Annotated in this window: 21 protein-coding genes and 1 pseudogene; 13 read left to right on the top strand and 9 right to left on the bottom strand. The window is 76.5% G+C overall.

Features of this window, described 5'->3' with window-relative positions:
• A partial coding sequence (locus tag ACFE60_RS10425) for an alpha/beta fold hydrolase (protein WP_375388790.1) occupies positions 1-742 on the top strand: 742 nt, incomplete at its 5' end.
• An 84-nt stretch (positions 743-826) separates the two neighbouring features.
• Positions 827-1,045 (top strand): hypothetical protein, encoded by a 219-nt coding sequence (locus ACFE60_RS10420; protein WP_375388789.1) that lies wholly within the window; start codon positions 827-829, stop codon positions 1,043-1,045.
• A 194-nt stretch (positions 1,046-1,239) separates the two neighbouring features.
• On the opposite strand, the gene ACFE60_RS10415 is transcribed toward ACFE60_RS10420, so the two are convergent.
• Positions 1,240-1,704: a hypothetical protein gene (locus ACFE60_RS10415; protein ID WP_375388788.1), complete on the bottom strand. Its 465-nt coding sequence runs from the start codon at positions 1,702-1,704 to the stop codon at positions 1,240-1,242.
• Positions 1,705-1,780: 76 nt separating this feature from the next.
• On the opposite strand from ACFE60_RS10415, the gene pdxH reads away from it, so the two are divergent.
• The 3 genes from pdxH to ACFE60_RS10400 all read left to right on the top strand — a co-directional run bounded on the left by pdxH (position 1,781) and on the right by ACFE60_RS10400 (position 3,550).
• Positions 1,781-2,404, top strand: a complete 624-nt coding sequence (pdxH, locus tag ACFE60_RS10410) for a pyridoxamine 5'-phosphate oxidase (RefSeq protein WP_375388791.1) — start codon at positions 1,781-1,783, stop codon at positions 2,402-2,404.
• A gap of 146 nt (positions 2,405-2,550) precedes the next feature.
• Complete coding sequence (locus ACFE60_RS10405; protein WP_375388787.1) at positions 2,551-3,126, top strand: hypothetical protein; 576 nt, start codon at positions 2,551-2,553, stop codon at positions 3,124-3,126.
• Between the two features lie 31 nt (positions 3,127-3,157).
• A complete protein-coding gene (locus tag ACFE60_RS10400; RefSeq protein WP_375388786.1) occupies positions 3,158-3,550 on the top strand; it encodes an ester cyclase in 393 nt (130 codons plus the stop codon).
• 4 nt (positions 3,551-3,554) lie between these two features.
• Here ACFE60_RS10400 and ACFE60_RS10395 read toward each other — a convergent pair whose 3' ends face one another.
• Positions 3,555-4,025, bottom strand: coding sequence for a hypothetical protein (locus ACFE60_RS10395; RefSeq protein ID WP_375388785.1), 471 nt, complete (start codon positions 4,023-4,025; stop codon positions 3,555-3,557).
• Between the two features lie 97 nt (positions 4,026-4,122).
• Here ACFE60_RS10395 and ACFE60_RS10390 point away from each other — a divergent pair, with 97 nt between their 5' ends.
• A complete protein-coding gene (locus ACFE60_RS10390; RefSeq protein ID WP_375388784.1) occupies positions 4,123-4,878 on the top strand; it encodes an SDR family NAD(P)-dependent oxidoreductase in 756 nt (251 codons plus the stop codon).
• Between the two features lie 117 nt (positions 4,879-4,995).
• Here ACFE60_RS10390 and ACFE60_RS10385 read toward each other — a convergent pair whose 3' ends face one another.
• The 3 genes from ACFE60_RS10385 to ACFE60_RS10375 all read right to left on the bottom strand — a co-directional run bounded on the left by ACFE60_RS10385 (position 4,996) and on the right by ACFE60_RS10375 (position 7,208).
• Complete coding sequence (locus tag ACFE60_RS10385; protein WP_375388783.1) at positions 4,996-5,358, bottom strand: YciI family protein; 363 nt, start codon at positions 5,356-5,358, stop codon at positions 4,996-4,998.
• 97 nt (positions 5,359-5,455) lie between these two features.
• Positions 5,456-6,307: a DUF6882 domain-containing protein gene (locus tag ACFE60_RS10380; RefSeq protein WP_375388782.1), complete on the bottom strand. Its 852-nt coding sequence runs from the start codon at positions 6,305-6,307 to the stop codon at positions 5,456-5,458.
• Positions 6,308-6,365: 58 nt separating this feature from the next.
• A complete protein-coding gene (locus ACFE60_RS10375) occupies positions 6,366-7,208 on the bottom strand; it encodes an alpha/beta fold hydrolase (protein WP_375388781.1) in 843 nt (280 codons plus the stop codon).
• A 54-nt stretch (positions 7,209-7,262) separates the two neighbouring features.
• On the opposite strand from ACFE60_RS10375, the gene ACFE60_RS10370 reads away from it, so the two are divergent.
• The 3 genes from ACFE60_RS10370 (at position 7,263) to ACFE60_RS10360 (ending at position 10,630) form a co-directional block, all read left to right on the top strand.
• The gene (locus ACFE60_RS10370; RefSeq protein WP_375388780.1) at positions 7,263-7,640 is read left to right on the top strand and encodes a hypothetical protein; all 378 of its coding nucleotides are present in this window, start codon (positions 7,263-7,265) and stop codon (positions 7,638-7,640) included.
• Between the two features lie 72 nt (positions 7,641-7,712).
• Complete coding sequence (locus tag ACFE60_RS10365; RefSeq protein ID WP_375388779.1) at positions 7,713-9,089, top strand: alpha/beta fold hydrolase; 1,377 nt, start codon at positions 7,713-7,715, stop codon at positions 9,087-9,089.
• Complete coding sequence (locus ACFE60_RS10360; protein ID WP_375388778.1) at positions 9,086-10,630, top strand: GMC family oxidoreductase; 1,545 nt, start codon at positions 9,086-9,088, stop codon at positions 10,628-10,630. The genes ACFE60_RS10365 and ACFE60_RS10360 overlap by 4 nt, the downstream gene beginning before the upstream one ends.
• A 233-nt stretch (positions 10,631-10,863) precedes the next feature.
• Here the strand turns inward: ACFE60_RS10360 and ACFE60_RS10355 are convergent, their stop codons facing one another.
• Positions 10,864-11,043, bottom strand: coding sequence for a hypothetical protein (locus ACFE60_RS10355; RefSeq protein WP_375388777.1), 180 nt, complete (start codon positions 11,041-11,043; stop codon positions 10,864-10,866).
• Between the two features lie 39 nt (positions 11,044-11,082).
• Positions 11,083-11,634, bottom strand: a complete 552-nt coding sequence (locus ACFE60_RS10350) for a YbaK/EbsC family protein (protein WP_375388776.1) — start codon at positions 11,632-11,634, stop codon at positions 11,083-11,085.
• 38 nt (positions 11,635-11,672) lie between these two features.
• On the opposite strand from ACFE60_RS10350, the gene ACFE60_RS10345 reads away from it, so the two are divergent.
• Complete coding sequence (locus ACFE60_RS10345; protein ID WP_375388775.1) at positions 11,673-12,329, top strand: VOC family protein; 657 nt, start codon at positions 11,673-11,675, stop codon at positions 12,327-12,329.
• A 20-nt stretch (positions 12,330-12,349) separates the two neighbouring features.
• Positions 12,350-14,149, top strand: coding sequence for a gamma-glutamyltransferase family protein (locus ACFE60_RS10340; RefSeq protein WP_375388774.1), 1,800 nt, complete (start codon positions 12,350-12,352; stop codon positions 14,147-14,149).
• Positions 14,150-14,162: 13 nt separating this feature from the next.
• Here the strand turns inward: ACFE60_RS10340 and ACFE60_RS10335 are convergent, their stop codons facing one another.
• Both ACFE60_RS10335 and ACFE60_RS10330 read right to left on the bottom strand, forming a co-directional pair.
• Complete coding sequence (locus tag ACFE60_RS10335) at positions 14,163-14,999, bottom strand: ABC transporter permease subunit (RefSeq protein WP_375388773.1); 837 nt, start codon at positions 14,997-14,999, stop codon at positions 14,163-14,165.
• On the bottom strand, positions 14,996-17,662 hold the full coding sequence (locus ACFE60_RS10330; protein WP_375388772.1) for an alpha/beta fold hydrolase: 2,667 nt from the start codon (positions 17,660-17,662) through the stop codon (positions 14,996-14,998). Before ACFE60_RS10330 ends, ACFE60_RS10335 begins: the two co-directional genes overlap by 4 nt.
• An 87-nt stretch (positions 17,663-17,749) precedes the next feature.
• Between ACFE60_RS10330 and ACFE60_RS10325 the strand changes: the two genes are divergently transcribed.
• Both ACFE60_RS10325 and ACFE60_RS10320 read left to right on the top strand, forming a co-directional pair.
• On the top strand, positions 17,750-17,986 hold the full coding sequence (locus ACFE60_RS10325) for a hypothetical protein (protein ID WP_375388771.1): 237 nt from the start codon (positions 17,750-17,752) through the stop codon (positions 17,984-17,986).
• Between the two features lie 67 nt (positions 17,987-18,053).
• A pseudogene (locus tag ACFE60_RS10320) lies at positions 18,054-18,279 on the top strand (multidrug DMT transporter permease); the annotation flags it as partial.

Below are 18,279 nucleotides of genomic sequence, written 5' to 3'. Positions count from 1 at the left end.
CACCGGCCAACCGCCAGCGCCCCTGCACGCGGCAGCGGCGGAGGCGGGCGTCCGGTTCCTCGGCGCTGACCGCCCCGGCTACGGCGGGACGACCCGGGATCCCGCGGCCGGGATCGCGGACATCGTGCCGGACGTGCTCGCCGTCGCCGACGCGCTCGGCGTCGCGAGGTTCGCGGTGCTCGGGCACTCCGGCGGCGGTCCGCGGGCGCTCGCGTGCGCGGCGCTCGCCGCCGACCGGGTGCTGGCGGCCGTCGCCGTCGCCTCCCCCGCGCCCCCCGACGCGGACGGGCTGGACCGGTACCGCGGCATGGCGACCGGCATCGTGCGCGAGCAGCACGCGGTCGGCGCGGGCCGCGCGGCGCTCGAGGCGCTGCTGGCCGAGGACGACTTCGACGAGACGTCGTTCACCCCCGGCGACCGGGCCGCGCTCGACGGCGAGTGGAGCTGGTTCGGGGCGGTGGTGCAGGCGGCGACGGCGGACGGGCCGCAGCCGATGGCCGACGACCTGCTCGCCGCCGGGCGACCGTGGGGCTTCGATCCGGCGGCGATCCGCCTCCCCGTGCGGATCGTCCACGGCGCCGACGACCGCATGGTGCCGGTGCAGCACGGCCGCTGGCTCGCCGGCCGGGTGCCCGGCGCGGAGGTGGAGATCGTGCCCGGCGCGGGGCACGTCGAGGTGCTGGTGCGCGCCGCGCCGCTCGTCCCCGCGCTGCGCCGCCTCGCGGGGCCGACCCGTTCCTGAGTGTCGGCTCGGAGCGGACCGACGATCAGCCGGTCCGCCGCCCGCCTCGCGTCGCTGACGGCGGCCGCCGCCTAGACCGGACCCATGAGCTCCACGACGACCGACGACCACCAGCTCGAGGCCCACCGGCTCGGCGACGCGCCCGTGCACACGCCGGACGGCCGGGACACGACGGCGCACCTCGGGCGCGCCAGCGTGATCGGCGACGCGGCCTTCCAGCCGGGCGAGTTCGACCTGCCGCCCGCAGAGCCAGTCGTCCTGGTCGGCGACGTGCCGTGGGAGCTGCGCGACCCCGAGGCCTGAGCGGTGGACGACCCGGGTGGCGGCCGGTCGCCGACCGTCCCGCGGCGACACGTCGTCACGGGCGATGCGGCTGTCCTGGCCGGCTCCACCCGGGTCGTGAGGCCATGGCTACTCCCGCTCGCGCGGCCGACGCGGCAGACACGCCGCTTCAGCCGCGGACTCGAGCGGGTCCCGTCCGCTCCGCGGAAGCGGAGTCAGCCGCGGACTCGACGGAGGCGCAGGGGCTTGCGGCGCCCCCTGAGCGTCGCCGTGTCCATCCGGATGCGCTCGTCGAGCCGGCGCAGCGAGCGCGTCGACCCCGCGAGCGCGGGCTCGCGGGCGAGCGTCCGGACGAGACCGGCGCACGTCTCGAGCCGGTCGCGCGCCTCGTCGGCCGCCCCGGGCAGGTAGAGCGGATCGGTCAGGTAGCGCTGCAGCACGGCCGGCAGCAGCGGCAGCGGCAGCACCCGGGCGACGGCCGCGACCGGCTCGAACTCGCGCTCGGCGACGACGAGCAGCCGTTCCTCCGTGCCGAGCACGTCGTCCTCGGCCAGCTCGATCGCGAGCCGCAGGTCGGCCTCGGTCCGGTCGATCCGGTCGCGCAGCACGCGGGACGCACCGCGTCGCCGCTCGGCGAAGAACGCGGTGAGGAAGGGGTCCGCGGTCGGCAGGGCGCGCACGCGGGCACCATCCCCCACGCCCCCGGGAGTTCCCTGAGCGGTCGCGTCGCCGGAGCAGAATGACGGCGTGGGCTCCATGGACCGGCACGACGACTACGACCGGGACGCCCTGTCCGCCGACCGGCTGGATCCCGACCCGATCGTGCAGTTCCGCCGCTGGCTGGCCGACGCGGAGGCCGCGGGCCTTGCCGAGCCGAACGCGATGGTGCTGTCCACGGTCGACACGACCGGGCCGACCTCCCGGACGGTCCTGCTCAAGGGGCTGCTCGAGGGCTGCTTCGAGCTCGTCACGAACGCCGGGTCGCGGAAGGGCCACGCCCTCGCCCTCGACGGCCGCGTCTCCCTGGCGTTCCCGTGGTACCCGCTGCAGCGGCAGGTGCTCGTCGACGGCGACGCCCGGCCGGCGCCTCGCGCGACCAGCGACGCCTACTGGGTCACGCGGCCCCGCGGCAGCCGCATCGGGGCGTGGGCCAGCCGGCAGTCGCAGCCGATCGCCGATCGCGCCGCGCTGGAGGCGCAGGTCGCGGAGGAGGAGCAGCGGTTCGCGGACGAGGACGTGCCGCGCCCGCCGTTCTGGGGCGCCTGGCTCGTGGAGCCACGCCGCATCGAGTTCTGGCAGGGGCGCCCCTCCCGCCTGCACGACCGGCTCGTGTACACCCGCGGCGACGGCACCTGGCGGATCTCCCGGCTGCAGCCGTGACGCCTCCGGACTCAGAGGACCTGCGTCGGCGCCTCTACCGGCCGGACGCCGGCGCGGACGACCTGCGCGCCTACCTCCTGCTCCGCGAAGGTGTGCCTGGATCCGGGGATCCGGCCGCATCCCCGGATCCAGGCACGCGTTCGCGGGTGCGGAGGCGACGGGTCGTCGGTGCCGCCGCCGGCATCGCCGTGCTGGCCGGCCTGCTCCTGCTCGTCCGCGGCGCCGGGCCGCAGGTGCTCCCCCTGCCGGTCGAGGCCGGGCCCGCCGTCCCGGCTGACCCGTTGCCCACGGCGGCGGTCGACGCCGCGACCAGGTCGTCGCTCGCGGTGAACCTGCTCGCCGGTCGCGACGCCGGGCTCGGCGACTGGCTCGACCGCCGCTTCGGCGTCGTCGGCCTGCCGGGCGACCGGTTCGTCGAGACGCACGGGTCGGGCGACGCCGCCGTGACCGTCCCCGGCTCGCCGGTGGACGGCGGCGGGCGGCTGACCGTGCTGCTGGTGCTCGCGGAGGACGGAGCGGCCGGCTGGTCGACCGCGCACCTCGTGGTGCACGACGACCGGACGATCCACCTCGAGCCGACCTCGGAGCGGTCCGGCGCGCTGCGAGCCGGCGTCCCGGCGATCGGCCGGCTCGACTTCAGCGGGCGCAGCCGCCCGACCCGGCTGCTCGTCACCGCGCCAGGTGACGCGCGGTGGGGAGTCGCCGTGCTGACCAGCGGCTGATCCCGGCCGTCACCTCGCGCAGACTGGCGGGATGACGCCGGAGGACCTCCACGCCTGGTACGAGCACTACCTCGAGGTCGTGAACCGGCACGACCTCGAAGCGATGCGCGCGCTGCTGCACCCCGACGTGCGGCGAGCGGGAGCGGCGACGGGGGCGGACGCCTGGCTCGAGGGCATCGCCGACGTGCTGACCGCCTTCCCGGACTACCGGTGGAAGCGCATCGCCCTCGTCGTCGAGGACGACCGGATCGCGGCGCACCTGCGCACCCGCGGCACCCATCGCGGTCCGTTCCGGGGCGTCCAGGCGACCGGTCGGCACGTCGGCGTCGCCGAGTTCGCCTTCTACCGGGTCGCGGAGGGGCGGATCGTCGAGTACGCCGGCACCGCGGACGACGCGGGGCTGCTCGAGCAGCTGACCCGCTGACCGGTCACCGCAGGCCGAACGCCTTGAGCAGGAACCGCGGCCCGGTGGGGCGCTGCATCACGGGCCCGAACCCGGCGAGCGCCAGCTCGATCCGGTGCGTCGCCGGCAGCACGTCGAGGTGCGCCAGCTCGTGGGAGAGGAAGCGGGTCAGCGCGGCGCAGGTGTCGAGCTCCATGCGCCGGGCGGCGCCGCGGGCCGGGTGCCACTCGAGGTGCGCGAGGTAGGCCTCCAGCACGAGCAGCAGGCCCGAGGCGGGCATCACCCGGGCGACCGCGCCGGCGACCTCGAACTGCCGCTCCGCGTGCACGAGCACCTGCTCGTCGTCGGTGAGCACGAGCTCGGCGGTGCGCTCCACCGTGGTCCGCAGCACCTGCTCCGCGCGCGCGATCAGCGCCAGGCGATGGCCGGTCGCGCCGCGGCGGCGGTCCGAGAAGAACTCGTCGAGGCATTCGGCAGCGGAGAGGGAGCGGGGCATGTCGCTCATCCTGGCGCATCCCCCCTCCGGGGGTCACGTCACGATTGCATCCCGAACGGGGGGCATAGGGTGGATCCTCCCTGATCGGAGGCGGAATATGGCGGGACGGCTCGATGGCGCGACGGCCTTGGTGACGGGGGCGAGCAGCGGGATCGGCGAGGCCTCCGCGCTCGCCCTCGCGGCGGAGGGGGCCCGCGTGGCCCTCGTCGCGCGGCGGCGGGACCGGCTCGAGGCGCTCGCCGAGCGGATCGGCGGAGGCGCGATCGTGATCGAGGCGGACGTCACGGTCCCCGAGCAGGCCGCGGACGCGGTGGCCCGCACGGTCGAGGCCGGCGGTCGGCTCGACGTGCTGCTGGCCAACGCGGGCGTGATGCTGCTCGGGCCGGCGGTCGGCGCGCCGCTCGAGGAGTGGGACCGTATGGTCGCCCTGAACGTGCAGGGGGTGCTGCACACGATCCACGCGGCGCTCCCCCATCTGCTTGACGCCGCGGCGACCTCCCCCCGGGGCGTCAGCGACCTGGCGATCGTCAGCAGCACCGCCGGCCGCGCCGCCCGGTCGGGTTCCGCGGTCTACAACCTGACGAAGTCCGGCGTCGGCGCCTTCGCCGAGGCGCTGCGGCAGGAGGTCACCCGGCGGCACGTGCGGGTCGGCCTGATCGAGCCGGGAGCGACCGCGACGGAGCTGCGCGACCACCTGCGGCCCGAGCAGCGCGCCGCGCAGGCGAAGCGGTTCGAGACGATGGAGCCGCTGCAGCCGGAGGACGTCGCCGAGGGCGTCGCCTACATGGTCACCCGCCCCCGCCGGCAGGCCATCAGCGAGCTGACCATGCGGCCCACCGAGCAGGAGGGCTAGCGCGTCGAGGACCCGCTCGACGACCGCCGATCTGCGGCCATCGCCTTCTCGGCCCGGGCGATCCGTGCCGCCGCGTCCGCCTGGACGGCGGACGCGGCCGGCTCGCCGACGGAGCGATCAGAACGGGTTGGTCGTCGGGTCCACGACCGGGCGGACCTCGACGCCACCGCCGGCGGCCGGGACCGGGCACCGCTTGGCGATCTCGACGGCGTGATCGAGGTCGCGCGCCTCGATGACGTAGATGCCGTTGAGGGCCTCCCTGGTCTCGAGGAACGGGCCGTCCGTCACGGTGCTGCCGCCCTTGATCGTGGTGGCCGCCGTCGGGGGCGCCAGCGCCTCCCCGCCCGCCAGTGACCCACCGAGCGCGAAGACCTGCTCGACGAACGTGCTGTGGGCGCCGACCACCGCGGGCCACGCCTCGGGCGACACGCTCGCGTAGAAGGCCGGGTCCTCGTAGATGAGGATCGCGTACCTGGCCATGGGACTGCCTCCTGCACTTCCGTCGCGGGCCGGCCTGTCCGGCTCCGTCATCAGTGATGACGAACGCCGTGCCGCAGGATCGACAGCCGGGCCGGGATCAGCGCCCGAGCAGCCGCTGCAGGAGGCCGCGACGTGGCGGCGGACCGACCCGCTCCGGCGCCTCGGCCCCGCTCGGCGGCTCGGACTCGGGCTCGGCCGCGGCCGCCGCTGGCCGTGGCGGCTCGGGCGACGGGCCCGGCTCGGGCGAGGGCGCCGGCCGCGGCGCGCCGCGCAGCCGACGGCCGAGGCCCGCGATCCGCCCGGACGCGTCGAACCGCACCTGCAGCGACCCGTCGGTGAGCGTCAGCTGCTCGACCTCGGTGTCGACGCGCGTCAGCGGGACCCCGCGCTGCTCGGCCCAGGCCGCCAGCGCCCGGCGGTGGTCGGTCGCCTCGCCACCGGCGAGCGCGCTGGTCACGACCGCGACGGCGCGGGCCGCGGTCGGCGGCGGCAGCGCGAGCGAGGGGTCGTCGAGCAGCAGGAAGGCGCGCGTCTGGCCGTTGCCGATCGGCGTCGCGACGTGGGCGGTCACCCCGGTGAGCGCCTTGACCGCGTTCACCAGGCGCAGCGGCAGCCCGTCGTCCAGCGGGAGGGTGCCGGTGGTCAGCTCCGGGATGCCGTAGCGCTCCCCCAGCGCCCTCACCCGCTCGCTCCACCGCACGAACGCGGGCGGGAAGCCGTTGATGTTGCGCCAGCCCCACAGCCAGGTGCCGTCCTCCGGCGAGGCGGTGCCGATCAGGTGCGCGCGCACCGCGCGCTCGGCCCCCGCCGTGTCGGTGAACACGAAGGTCGAGGTCGCGGGGTCGATCCGCCCCGCGCGGAGCCCGACGGTCTCGGCCAGGTGCGCCTGGTGCTCGTGGGACACGAACGTCCCCGCGTCGGCGAGCGTGACGAGATCGACGTCGGGCATCGTGCCGACGGTACGTCACGCCGCCGCGGAGGCGGCCGTCCCGCGCGGCGGAGCGGGTTCAGGCGCGGGCGACCGCCTCCCGGATCAGGTCGGCGACCAGCTGCGGGCGCTCGAGGCTCGGCAGGTGCGCGACGCCGTCCAGCACCCGCGCCTCCGCGTTCGCGAGCCGGTCGGCGGTGATGCCGTAGAACGGCAGGTCCGGCGGCAGGTCGAGCGACCCCCACGTGGCCAGCACCGGGGCGGCGATCTCGCCGAGCCGGTGCCAGGTGTCGAGGCCGGCATCGCCGTCGGAGCCGACGGTGCCGGCCTCGAGGACGCGCCGGTTCATCGCGGCGGCGAGCTCGCGGGCCGCGCCGCCGACGCGGCCCTCCGGCGCGGTCGGACCGTCGAGCCACAGGTGCAGCTCGAGCCGCACCTGCTCGTCGACGTCGTTCGCCTGCTCGGCGCGCTCGAGCGCCGACAGGATCGGGCCGGTCGCCTCGTCGGGCGCCCACTCGACCGCCTCCCCCTCGTCGGTCATGCCGCTGACCGCGCCGCCGACGAGCAGCACGGACGAGACGCGGTCCGGGCGGGTCAGCGCGAGGTCGAGCGCGAGCGCGCCGCCCATCGAGTTGCCGACGACCACGGCCCGCTCGGCACCGGCCGCGTCGAGCACGGCGACGAGGTCGTCGAGGTGGGTGAAGCCGCCGGTCGCGCGCGGGGTGTCGCCGTATCCGCGGCGGTCCGACGCGATCAGGTCGAGGTGGTCGCCGTCCAGCAGGCCGATCACGGCGGACCACGCCCGGCGGTCGGCGACGCCGGCGTGCAGCAGCACGACGGTCGGGGCGCCTGCGGCGGGGCGGCGCTCCCCCGCGAGCCGGGTGCCGTCGGGGAGGGGGACGTCGAAGCGTTCGGTCGGCATGTGCGGCACCCTCCCACCGGTCTCTGACAGGCGCCGAGAACGAGGATCGGAGCCATGACGAACGCGTACATCCCGGGTGTCTGCAACATCGGGCCGGCCGAGATCGCCCGGCGCCGGCGCTCCGGGTACGGCGGCACGGCCGTCACCGCCGCCGTGCTCGCGGTCGTGTTCGCGACGGGCGCCCCGAAGCCGGTCCGGCTGCTCGCGGTGCTGCCGGCGAGCCTGGGCGCCACCGGCTTCATCCAGGCCGCCACGCACTTCTGCGCCGGGTTCGGCATGCGGGGCGTCTTCAACTTCGGGGACACGGGCGCCACCGACACGGTCGAGCAGGCGGAGTTCCGCGAGGAGGACCAGCGGAAGGCCAGGCGGATCCTCGCCGCGTCGCTCGCCGCGGGCCTCGCCGTCGGCGGGGCGGCGCTGCTGCTCCCCTGACGCGCGGCGGCGTCCGCCGGACACGGCAGGATGACGGATGCCCCCGGGGGGCACGCTGACGAGAGGAGCCGGATGACCCGGCCGACGCTGTTCCTGCTGCACGCCCTGGGCCTGTCGGCCCGCTCCTGGGACGGCGTGGTCGCCGCGCTCGGCGACGCCTTCAAGGTCGTGGCGCTCGACCTGCCCGGGTACGGCGCGAACGCCGCATCCCCGGCGGTCACCCTCGACGAGACCGCCGAGTGGGTGGCCGTGCAGGTGCGCGAGCGCGAGCCGGACGTCTGGCTGATCGCCGGGCACAGCATGGGCGGCAAGGTCGCCGCGCTCGTCACCTCGTGGGCGGAGGCGGGCGAGCACGGCCTGATCGCGCCGGCCGCGCTGGCGCTCGTCAGCGCCTCCACGCCGGGTCCCGAGCCGATGGCGGAGGACCGCCGGGCCGCGATGGCGGCGTGGTGGGCGGGCGGCCGGATCTCGGCCGACGACGCCGCCGGGTACGTCGATGCGAACCTCGTGAGCCCGGACGTGCCGGCGGCGGTCCGGCAGCGGGCGATCGACGACGTGCGGGCTTCCAGCCGGACCGCGTGGCTCGAGTGGCTGGGGCGCGGCAGCCTCGAGGACCGGTCGGCGGAGATCGGCGTGCTGCGCACCCCCGCCGTGGTCGTCGTCGGCGCGGAGGACCCGGACCTCGGCCCCGCGAACCAGCAGCGGCTCACCCTCCCCCACGTGCCGTCGGCGCCGATCCACGAGATCGACGGCGCCGGCCACGACGTGCTGCTCGAGCAGCCCGCCGAGGTCGCCCGCCGCCTCGTCGACCTGTGGAGCGCCGTGCGGGAGCGCCCACGCCTGCCGTCCGCGTTCGCGCGGCTGATCGCCTCCGACCGCGTCGCCGCCCGCACCCGCCGGGTGATGCTCGCCCGGCTCGACGAGCCCGCCGAGGACGCGCCGCGCGCCCTCTCCCCCGCGCAGCGCGCCCTGCTGACGGCCCTGCTCGAGCGCGTCGTGCCGCAGCGCGGGGTCCGCATCGACCTCGCCGGCCGCATCGACGCGCGGCTCGCGACCGGTGCGGGCGACGGCTGGCGCTTCGCGGAGCTGCCGGCGGACGCCGAGGCGTGGCGGCGCGGGCTCGACACCGTCGCGGCGATGGAGCCGGGGTTCGCCGCCCTCGCCGCCGAGGCGCAGGACGCCGCGATCGACCGCTTCGCCGGGGGCGAGGCCGGCTCCGACGACGACGCCCTGCTGACCGGGCCGCGGATGGCGCTGTGGTTCACGGACGTGCAGGCGGAGGCGGTCCGAACCTGGCTCGCCCACCCGGCCGCGCAGGCGTGGCTGCGTTACGACGGGTTCGCGGACGGCGGCGACGGTCCCCGCAAGCAGGGGTTCGTCACGACGCACGCGGGCGAGTGGGAGGCGTGGCAGCGCGACTGGCGCACCGGAGAGGAGCTGCAGGCGTGAACCTGACCGGGATGCGGACGTTCGCCGAGGGCGACGAGGTCGACGCGGTCGTCATCGGGACGGGCGCGGGCGGTGCGCCGATCCTGGCCCGCCTGGCCCGGGCCGGGCTGTCGGTCGTCGCGCTCGAGGCCGGGCGAAACTGGGAGCCCACGGACCACACGCCCGACGAGGTCGACGCCGGCAGCCTCTACTGGACCGGCGAGCGGCTCTCCGGCGGCACCGAGCCGGAGGCGTTCGGCGGCAACAACTCCGGCATCGGCGTCGGCGGCTCGACCCTGCACTGGGGCGCGTTCTGCCCGCGCCCGGACGAGCGCGACCTGCGGCTCGCCTCCGACCAGGGCGTCGGCGTCGACTGGCCGCTCGCCCACGCCGAACTGCTGCCCTACATCGAGGAGGTCGAGCGGTTCATCCAGGTGTCCGGCCCCGCCGACTACCCCTGGGACCCGACCCGCCGCTACCCGCTGCCGCCCGTCGCGCGGAACGCCTCCGCCGACGTCATGGCGGTCGGCGCCGCGGCGCTCGGCATCCGGACCACCGACTCCCCCGCCGCGATCGTGTCGCGGGACGTGCAGCAGCCGCACTTCGGGGTGCGGCACGGGGCGATCAACAGCGGGGCGACGCACCAGGGCGACCGGGTCGCCTCCAAGGCGAGCATGGACGTCACCTACCTGCCGCTCGCCGTCGCCCACGGGGCGGAGATCCGCCCGGAGGCGATGGTCCACGGCCTCGAGCGCGACGCGAGCGGCCGGATCACCGCGGTCGTGTACCGGCAGGGCGGGATCGACCACCGGCAGCGGACGAAGGCCGTGCTGCTCTGCGGCGGCGGCGTCGAGTCCGCCCGGCTGCTGCTGAACCTCGACCTCGCGAACTCGAGCGGGCAGGTCGGCCGCAACTACATGGCGCACCCGGCCGCGCAGGTGTGGGGCCGGTTCGACCGGCCGATGCGGATGTGGCGCGGGTGGCCCTCCTCCCTGATCTCCGAGGACATGGTGCGGCCGACGGACGCGGGCTTCGCCGGCGGCTACCTGATGCAGAGCCTCGGCGTGCTGCCGGTCACGCTCGCGTCGACCATGGCGCGCTCGGGCATCCGCGGCGAGCGGCTGATGGACCTGCTCGAGCACTACGACCGCTTCGCCGGGATCGGGGTGAACGGCGAGTGCCTGCCGTCCGAGTCGAACCGGCTGACCCTCGTCGACGAGACCGACGAGGTCGGGCTGCGCCGGGCGCGCATCGACTTCTCCTACAGCGACAACGAGCGGGCGCTCGAGGCGCACTCGATCGCCACGATGCGCGCGATCTGGGAGGCGGCGGGCGCGCAGGACGTGTTCGTGCTGGCCAGGACCGCGCACGCCGAGGGCACCAACCGGATGGGTGACGACCGCGAGACCTCGGTGGTCGACCGCGACGGGCGCAGCCACGACGTGGCGAACCTCTGGATCTGCGACAACTCGGTGTTCCCGAGCTCCCTGATCGCGAACCCGGCGCTGACGATCATGGCGCTCGCCCTGCGCACCGCGGACCGGTTCCTCGCCTCCGCCTAGCCCGGAGGGGGCGCCCCTCGCCCGCGCGGTCCCGCGTGCAGGACGCTGTGCCGGGATCAGGACGGATCCGCCGTTCTGGTCCTGATCCCCGGACCTGATCCTGCACACGGGACGGATCACGGTGGTCGAGGTCCCACCTGCCGAGCGAGCGCTCCGGAGGTGAGCAGCAGCGCGTCGCGATCGCTCGCGCTCTCATGAGGAGCCGAGGGGAGGCTGATCCCGGCCTGGCTTCGTCAGTGGTGGTAGCGGGCGAGGATCTCGTCGTCGTCGGTCCAGTCCTGCGGACGGATCGGCGGCGCGGGATGCCGCGGGGCACGGAGGATCATCCAGACCAGGACGAACGGCAGGGCGAGCAGGGCGAACCCGGCCGCCAGCAAGACGAGCAGTACCAGCGCCGCGACCAGGGTCTCCATGGTTCCTCGCGGCGAGTCCGGCAGCGCCCTCCGACAGGCCTACTGCACGGTCCGGGCGAGGGCGGCGCTCACCTCGGCGCCGGGCAGCCCGGCGAGCACGGCGCCCGGCAGCAGCAGCTTCGAGCGCCGCACGCCCGAGCCGATGACGACCATCGGCTCGACCGCGGCGTCCGCGTCGAGCAGCAGCGGCCAGGCGGCCGGCAGGCCGATCGGCGTGATGCCGCCGTACTCCATCCCGGACGCCGCGACGGCGGTGTCGAGCGGCAGGAACGAGGCCTTGCGCACGTCGAGCCGGCGGCGGACGAACCCGTTGACGTCGGCGCGCTTCCCTGCAGGGACGAGGGCCGCCGCGACGCGCTCGATGCCGTCGCGCCGCCCGGCGACGAGCACGCAGTTCACGAGGTGCTGCGGCTCGAGGCCGTAGGCCTGCTGCGTCGCCGCGGTGTCGGAGATCGCGGGGTCGATCTCGACCACGCCGACGGCGTCGAGCAGGCCGAGCGCGGTCAGGGCCGCCAGGGTCGGCTCGGCGAGCAGGTCGGGGCGGTCGCGGGCGGGGACGCCGGCGAGGCCGCCGAGCACGAATCCGGTCACCCGACCATCCTGGTGCCCTCCTCGGTACGCTGCGGCGCATGGCCGATGACCTGACGGCGGTCGCCTTCCACGCCGCGACGGGCGTCGAGGACTGGCGCGTGCTGGTCTCCGGTCCGCATGCGCGCTACCGCTGCGCGGGGCTCGCCGACGGCGTGCGGTTCGCCGCCCGGATCGCGGAGGCGGCGGAGCGGATCGGCGTCGCGCCCGATCTCGACCTCCGTGCGGACGGGGTGACGATCCGGCTGCAGTCCGCCGAGACCGACCGCATCTCGCTGCGGGAGCTGGCGCTCGCGCAGGCGATCGGGGCGATCGCGGCGCAGCTCGGGCTCGTGGCGGAGCCCTCTCGGGTGCAGGTCGTGAACCTCGCCGTCGCGCACGCGCCCGGGGTGGACGTGCGGCCGTTCTGGGCGGCGGCCCTCGGCTACGACCCGGTGGGCGACGAGGGCGCGATCGACCCGAACCGCCGCAACCCGTTCCTCTGGTTCCACCCCATCCGCTCGGGTCGGCCCGGGCGCGGTCGGACCCACGTCGACCTTTCCCTGCCGGCCGACCAGGCCGAGGCGCGGGTCGCGGCCGCGGTCGCCGCAGGAGGCGTCGTGGTGGACGACTCCCACGCCCCGGACTGGTGGACGCTCGCCTCCCCCGACCGGCACGGCGTCGACATCGCGGGATGGTCGGACACGGACGACGGGTGAGGAGGCGGCAGGCTGGGCGGGTGCCCTTCACCGCCCCGCCCGCCTTCACCACGCGTCCCGACCTGACCGGGACGTTCGGGATGACCGCCTCCACGCACTGGCTCGCGACTGCGACCGGGCAGGCCGTGCTCGAGCGCGGCGGGAACGCGTTCGACGCCGCGGTCGCCGCCGCCTTCGTGCTGCACGTCGTCGAGCCGCACCTGAACGGGCCGGGCGGCGACCTCGCCGCGATCCTCGCGACCGCCGAGGAGCCGGGCACGCCCGTCGTGCTGATGGGGCAGGGCCCCGCACCCGCCGGCGCCTCCATCGACCGCTTCCGTGCGGAGGGGCTCGAGATGGTGCCCGGCGCCGGAGCGCTCGCGGCCGCGGTGCCGGGCGCGGTCGACGCGTGGCTGCTGCTGCTCGAGGCCCGCGGCACCTGGGAGGCGCGGGACGTGCTCGCCTTCGCGGTCGGGTACGCCCGCGACGGCCACCCGCTCACCCCGGCGGTCGCCCGGTCCATCGCGAGCATGGCGGGGTTCTTCCTCGAGCACTGGCCGACCTCCGCCGCGCTGTGGCTGCACGCCGACGGCACCCCGCCCGCGCCGGGCGAGCTGGTGCAGAACCCGGCCTGGGCCGCGGTGCTGGACGAGCTGGTCGCCGCGGGCGACGCCCTGGGGCCGGAGGCGTCCCGCGCCGACCGCGTCCGCGCCGTCCGGGACGCCTGGGCGACCGGACGGGTCGCGCAGCAGATCGACGCCTTCGTCCGCACGCCGCACCGGCACTCCTCCGGCACCGATCACGCCGGCGTGATCCGGGCGAGCGACCTCGCGGGGTTCCGGGCGTCGTTCGAGTCGGCGACCACCGGGACCTTCCGCGGCACGACCATCGCGAAGACCGGGCCGTGGGGGCAGGGCCCGGTGCTGCTCGAGATGCTGGCGATCCTCGAGCCGCTGCCCGACGAGGCGCTGGATCCGTCGACCGCCCTCGGCGCGCACACCGCCGCGGAGGCGATCAAGCTCGCGATGGCCGACCGGGAGGCGTCGTTCGGCGACACCGACGTCCCGCTCGCCGCGCTGCTCGCGCCGGAGGCGATCGCCGCCCGCCGCGCGCTGATCGGCGACCGGGCGTCGCACGAGCTGCGGCCCGCGCTCGGCTCGCTCGACGCGCTCCCCAGCCTGCGGACCGCGGAGGAGTACGTGGCCGGCGTCGGCGGGGTCGGCGAGCCGACCGCCCTGTCCACCGGGGACCTCCGCGGCGACACCTGCCACCTCGACGTCGTGGACCGCTGGGGCAACATCGTCGCGGCGACCCCCTCCGGCGGCTGGCTGCAGTCGTCGCCGACGATCCCAGGGCTCGGCTTCTGCCTCGGCACCCGCCTGCAGATGACCTGGCTCGACGAGCGCTCGCCGTCGGCGCTCCGCCCCGGCCGCCGGCCGCGGACGACCCTCACCCCGACCCTGCTGCTGCGCGATGACAGGGCGGTCGGCGCGCTCGGCTCCCCCGGCGGCGACCAGCAGGACCAGTGGCAGCTGCTCTACCTGCTGCGCACCCTCGTCGGCGGCTGGAGCCCGCAGCAGGCGATCGACGCGCCCGCCTTCCACACCACCTCGTTCCCCGGCTCGTTCTGGCCGCGCACCTGGGAGCCGGGCGGCCTCGTCGTCGAGGACGACCTGGGCGACGACGTGATCCGCGAGCTGGAGGCGCGGGGGCACGTCGTCACCCGCGCCGGTGCCCGGACGCTCGGACGGCTCTCCACCGTCGGCCGCGACCCCGCGACCGGCGTCGTGCACGCCGCGGCGAACGCCCGGGCGATGCAGGGCTACGCCGCGGGGCGCTGACCGCCGCCGGCGCTCAGCCGCTGATGTCCTTCCGGCTGAAGCGCCAGGCGGCCAGGGTCCCGAGCACGGTCGCCCAGATCAGCCCGGACAGCACCGAGGACGCCACCGGCGCCAGGTCGACCGGCGAGTCGAAGAACGCCTGGTACGCGAGCGAGTAGTGGGTCGGCAGCACGACCCGCAGGTCGCCGAGGTCCGGGATCTGGTCGAGGATCCGCGACAGGATCGAGCCCAGCACCACGCCGCCCGCCGCGGCGAGGGGCGAGTCCGACACGACCGTGAGCAGGGTGCCGAGCGCCGCAGCCCAGAGCAGCCCCGCAGCGGCCGTGCCCGTCGTCGCGAGCAGCCGCACCACCGATTCGCCGAGCGCGAGCCGCGGGCCGCCCGGCACCTGGATGCCCCCGGGTCCGTAGGAGAGCACGCCGACCAGCAGGGCGACCAGGGTCAGCGCCAGCAGGCCGCCGAGCAGCAGCACCGTCGCGACCTGCGCCTTCACCGCGAGCAGCCGGAGGCGCGGCACCGGCACGGTCAGCAGGTACTTCAGCGTCGAGCGGGACGCCTCCCCCGCGATCAGGTCGCCGAAGAGCAGCGCCGCGACCAGCGTCGCGAGGAAGCCGCCGGTCAGCACGAGCACGAACGCCGCGAAGGTGCCCCCGCTCACCTGCGCGAGCGCGGTCAGATCGGTCGAGCCGGTGCTGCGGGCCGGCGGCGGGCCGCCGATGAGCAGCGCGACGCGCACGATCAGCGGCAGCACCGCGAGCACGCCGAGCGCGATGCGGACCCGCCACTGGCTCAGCTGCCGGGCCAGCTCGACGCGGAACGGGAGGCGCACGGGGCGCGCGACCGCGGTCACGCGCTCGGCTCCGTCGCGCCGATGAGGTCCAGGAAGGCCTCCTCGAGATGGCGCCCTCGCGTGACCGAGGTGACGCCGACCCCGGCGCCCACGAGCGCGGCGACGACGTCCTGCGGCGAGAGCTGGCCCGGCAGCACCCGGATCGCGTCGTCGCCGCGCGCCTCCCCGCGCTCGACGTCCGCGGCCGCGAGCGCGGCGAGGGCCCCTGCGACGTCCGTCACCCCGACGACCAGCTCCGACGCCTCCCCCGCGACCTCGGCGACGGGGCCGGCGGCGACGACTCGGCCGTGCGACATCACGACGACGTGGCTGCAGGTCCGCTCGACCTCGCCGAGCAGGTGGGAGGAGACGACGACGGTCCGCCCGGAGGCCGCGTAGTCGCGCAGCACCCCGCGCAGGGCCGTGATCTGCGGGGGGTCGAGCCCGTTCGTCGGCTCGTCGAGCACGAGCAGGTCCGGCAGGCCGAGCATCGCCTGCGCGATCGCGAGCCGCTGCCGCATGCCCTGGCTGTAGCCGCCGACCCGCTTGCGGATCGCGCCGCCGAGGTCGGCGACGGCGAGCGCTTCCGCGAGGTGCGCCTCCGACCTCGGACGGCCGGTCGACGCCCAGTACAGCTCGAGGTTCCGCCGACCGGACAGGTGCGGCAGGAAGCCGGGCCCCTCGATGAAGCAGCCGATCCGGTCGAGGGCGGGCGAGCCGGGACCGAGCGGGGCGCCGAACGCTCGAACCGTCCCCGCGTCGGGCCGCAGCAGCCCGGCGACCATGCGCAGGGTCGTCGTCTTGCCGGCGCCGTTCTCGCCGAGCAGGCCGAGCACCTGGCCGCGCTCGACCGTGAAGCCGACGTCGTCGACCGCGAGGAACCCGCCCCGGAACCGCTTGACGAGGCCCACGAGCTGGAGCGGCGGCGCGTCCGCCGCCTGCGCGGCCGGGATCCGGGAGGCCCGCCGGCCGACGACGGCGCCGGCGATCACCAGCCCCGCGGCGACGAGCAGCGCGATCGCGATGCCGATCAGCACGCCCGGCGCGGGCAGCCCGGCCGTGCGGCTCGCGGCGGTGGTCGCCACCGTCGGCAGGGCGATCGGGCCGACGACCGCGACCCGGGTGCTCGACGCGGTGGTGCTGCCGGCGAGCTCAGTGTCGCTGGTGCGCACCGTCAGCACCAGCCGGTCGCCAGGCGCGATGCTCCACACGGTCGCGGGCAGCGTCACGGCCACGTCGGCGCCGGCCGCCGGCACGACGACGCGGATCGGCGCGACCCCGCCAGGCAGCGTCCGCGCCGCGTCGCCGGTGCGGACCGAGAGCTGCGCGTAGAGGACCGTCGGACCGGTCCCGCCCGGCGTCACGCGCAGCGGCAGCGTCGCCGCCCCGGCGAGCACCGTCGGCACCGCCGCGGGGGCTGAGGCGAACTCGGCGGCCTCCGCGGGCGGGTTCCCCGCGGCGAGCAGGCCGGCGGCGGTGCGGCCGACGGCGGTGCCGGTGCCGAGCCCGGGGATGCCGGTCACGGAGGCGGGTTCGCCGCCGGGCGGGTTGACGACGGTCTGCGGCGGGCCCCGCAGCGCGATCCGGGTCGCGCCGCTGCCCGAGAGCCCGGGGTACCGGGCGGCGGTCCGCGCCTCCGGGAACGAGGTGGCGCTGGCGGGCACCGAGAAGTGGAACTCCGAGCCGACGCGCGTCGACGCCCGCAGGTGGGCGGCCAGCCAGTCGTCGACCAGCCCGTCCGTGCCGTCGATACCGTCGCCGTCGTGCCCGCCGTCGAACCAGCGCACCTGGACCGGTGCGTCCGCTGCGGCCAGCTGCCGCGCGTTCGCGTCCGCCTGGTCGAGGCCGAACAGGCGGTCCTGCACGCCCTGCAGCAGCAGGGTCGGCGCGGTCATCCGGTCGAGCACGGCGGAGGGCGACGAGCGCCGCAGCAGCGCGAGGTCGGCCGTCGACGGCGTGCCGCCCGTGACGAGCCGGCCGTAGAGGTCGCAGAACGCGGGGGTGAACCTGCCGCAGCCGGTCGTGGCGCGGGCGATGCCCGCGCCGAACAGGCGGGCGGCCCAGCCGGTCTTGAAGTCGCGCAGCGGTGCCTCCCCGCCTCCGGCGCCTCCCGCGACGACCCCGGCGGAGGGCGGGGCGAGCGCGTCGGCGAGGTCGTGCCAGGTGATCGCGGCGACGACGGTGTCGATACGCGGGTCGGTCGCGCCGAGCATCAGCGCGAGCGCGCCGCCGTAGGAGCCGCCGACGACCCCGATCACCGGGTCCCCGCCGCGCCGCTGGACGGCGCCGTCGCGCGCGAGCACGTCGACCATCGCCCGGCCGTCCGGCACCTCGCCGTCCAGCGAGTCCAGCCCGATGCGCCCGCCGGAGGCGCCGAAGCCGCGAGCGGTGTAGGCGAGGACGACGTAGCCCTCCGCCTGCAGGCGCCGCGCCTCCGGCGCGAGATCCGCCTTCGTCTGCCCGAACCCGTGGGCGAGCAGCACCGCGGGTGCCGGGGTCGCCGCCGGCGTGTAGAGCGTCGCGTCGAGCCGGATCGTGGCGGCCGACCCCGGCGCCTCCGGCACGGTCGTGAAGAACGACCGCGTGGTCGGCGACCGGCCCGCGGCCGCTGCAGGCGCGGCGGACAGCCCGAGGAGCAGCGCCGCGGCCGCGATCGCCGCGATCGCGGTGCGGGTGCGCCTCATCCGGCGATGGTCGCGGCAGCCGCTGACAGCGCCTCCCAGGACCGCGGCTCCCAGCAGCCGGACACCCGTCGGCCGGACGCTGGGGCCATGTCGATGAGCGACCCCTTCCTGCCGATCCCTCCCGAGGAGATCGCCGACCTCGCGGAGCAGCGCGAGGTGAGCGATGCCGAGGACGACCGGGAGCCGGACGTGCTGCCCGAAGCCGGAGGGGACGACCCGTCGGAGCTCGCCGCCGCGGAGCGCGCCGACCAGCCCGACCGCTTCGTGACGCCGGATGCCGGCGACCGGCTGACCACCGACGAGCTCGAGGCCGACCTGGACTGAGCCGCGCTGCCCGTGAGGACTCGCCGTCCTGCAGGTCCGGCGCAGCCCGGTCGCCTACCGTCGCCGGGTGGTGATCGGGGGCGTCGTCGCCGCGCTGCTCGGCGCGGTGCTGCTCGCCTTCGGCGCGCAGCTCCAAGGGCGCGGGGTGCGGGCGCTCAGCGACAGCAGCGGCGGCGCGAGCAGCGGCCCATCCGGGCTGCGGCGCGCGGCCGCCCTGTTCTCGAGCGGCGGGTGGCTGCTCGGGACCGGGTTCCTGACGCTCGCGATCCTGCTGCAGCTGGTCGGGCTGCTGC

The organism is uncultured Amnibacterium sp. (genome assembly GCF_964245895.1).
GTDB lineage: Bacteria > Actinomycetota > Actinomycetes > Actinomycetales > Microbacteriaceae > Amnibacterium.
This window is presented reverse-complemented; position numbering and strand designations above follow the sequence as displayed.

What these genes read in the sequence shown, in the direction of transcription:
- ACFE60_RS10325 (WP_375388771.1), top strand. Translation starts at nt 17,750, where the DNA reads ATGTCGATGAGCGACCCCTTCCTGCCGATCCCTCCCGAGGAGATCGCC.
- ACFE60_RS10355 (WP_375388777.1), bottom strand. Translation starts at nt 11,043, where the DNA reads ATGGAGACCCTGGTCGCGGCGCTGGTACTGCTCGTCTTGCTGGCGGCC.
- ACFE60_RS10370 (WP_375388780.1), top strand. Translation starts at nt 7,263, where the DNA reads ATGACGAACGCGTACATCCCGGGTGTCTGCAACATCGGGCCGGCCGAG.
- ACFE60_RS10345 (WP_375388775.1), top strand. Translation starts at nt 11,673, where the DNA reads ATGGCCGATGACCTGACGGCGGTCGCCTTCCACGCCGCGACGGGCGTC.
- ACFE60_RS10390 (WP_375388784.1), top strand. Translation starts at nt 4,123, where the DNA reads ATGGCGGGACGGCTCGATGGCGCGACGGCCTTGGTGACGGGGGCGAGC.
- ACFE60_RS10380 (WP_375388782.1), bottom strand. Translation starts at nt 6,307, where the DNA reads ATGCCCGACGTCGATCTCGTCACGCTCGCCGACGCGGGGACGTTCGTG.
- ACFE60_RS10375 (WP_375388781.1), bottom strand. Translation starts at nt 7,208, where the DNA reads ATGCCGACCGAACGCTTCGACGTCCCCCTCCCCGACGGCACCCGGCTC.
- ACFE60_RS10330 (WP_375388772.1), bottom strand. Translation starts at nt 17,662, where the DNA reads ATGAGGCGCACCCGCACCGCGATCGCGGCGATCGCGGCCGCGGCGCTG.
- ACFE60_RS10400 (WP_375388786.1), top strand. Translation starts at nt 3,158, where the DNA reads ATGACGCCGGAGGACCTCCACGCCTGGTACGAGCACTACCTCGAGGTC.
- ACFE60_RS10365 (WP_375388779.1), top strand. Translation starts at nt 7,713, where the DNA reads ATGACCCGGCCGACGCTGTTCCTGCTGCACGCCCTGGGCCTGTCGGCC.
- ACFE60_RS10385 (WP_375388783.1), bottom strand. Translation starts at nt 5,358, where the DNA reads ATGGCCAGGTACGCGATCCTCATCTACGAGGACCCGGCCTTCTACGCG.
- pdxH (WP_375388791.1), top strand. Translation starts at nt 1,781, where the DNA reads ATGGACCGGCACGACGACTACGACCGGGACGCCCTGTCCGCCGACCGG.
- ACFE60_RS10420 (WP_375388789.1), top strand. Translation starts at nt 827, where the DNA reads ATGAGCTCCACGACGACCGACGACCACCAGCTCGAGGCCCACCGGCTC.
- ACFE60_RS10395 (WP_375388785.1), bottom strand. Translation starts at nt 4,025, where the DNA reads ATGCCCCGCTCCCTCTCCGCTGCCGAATGCCTCGACGAGTTCTTCTCG.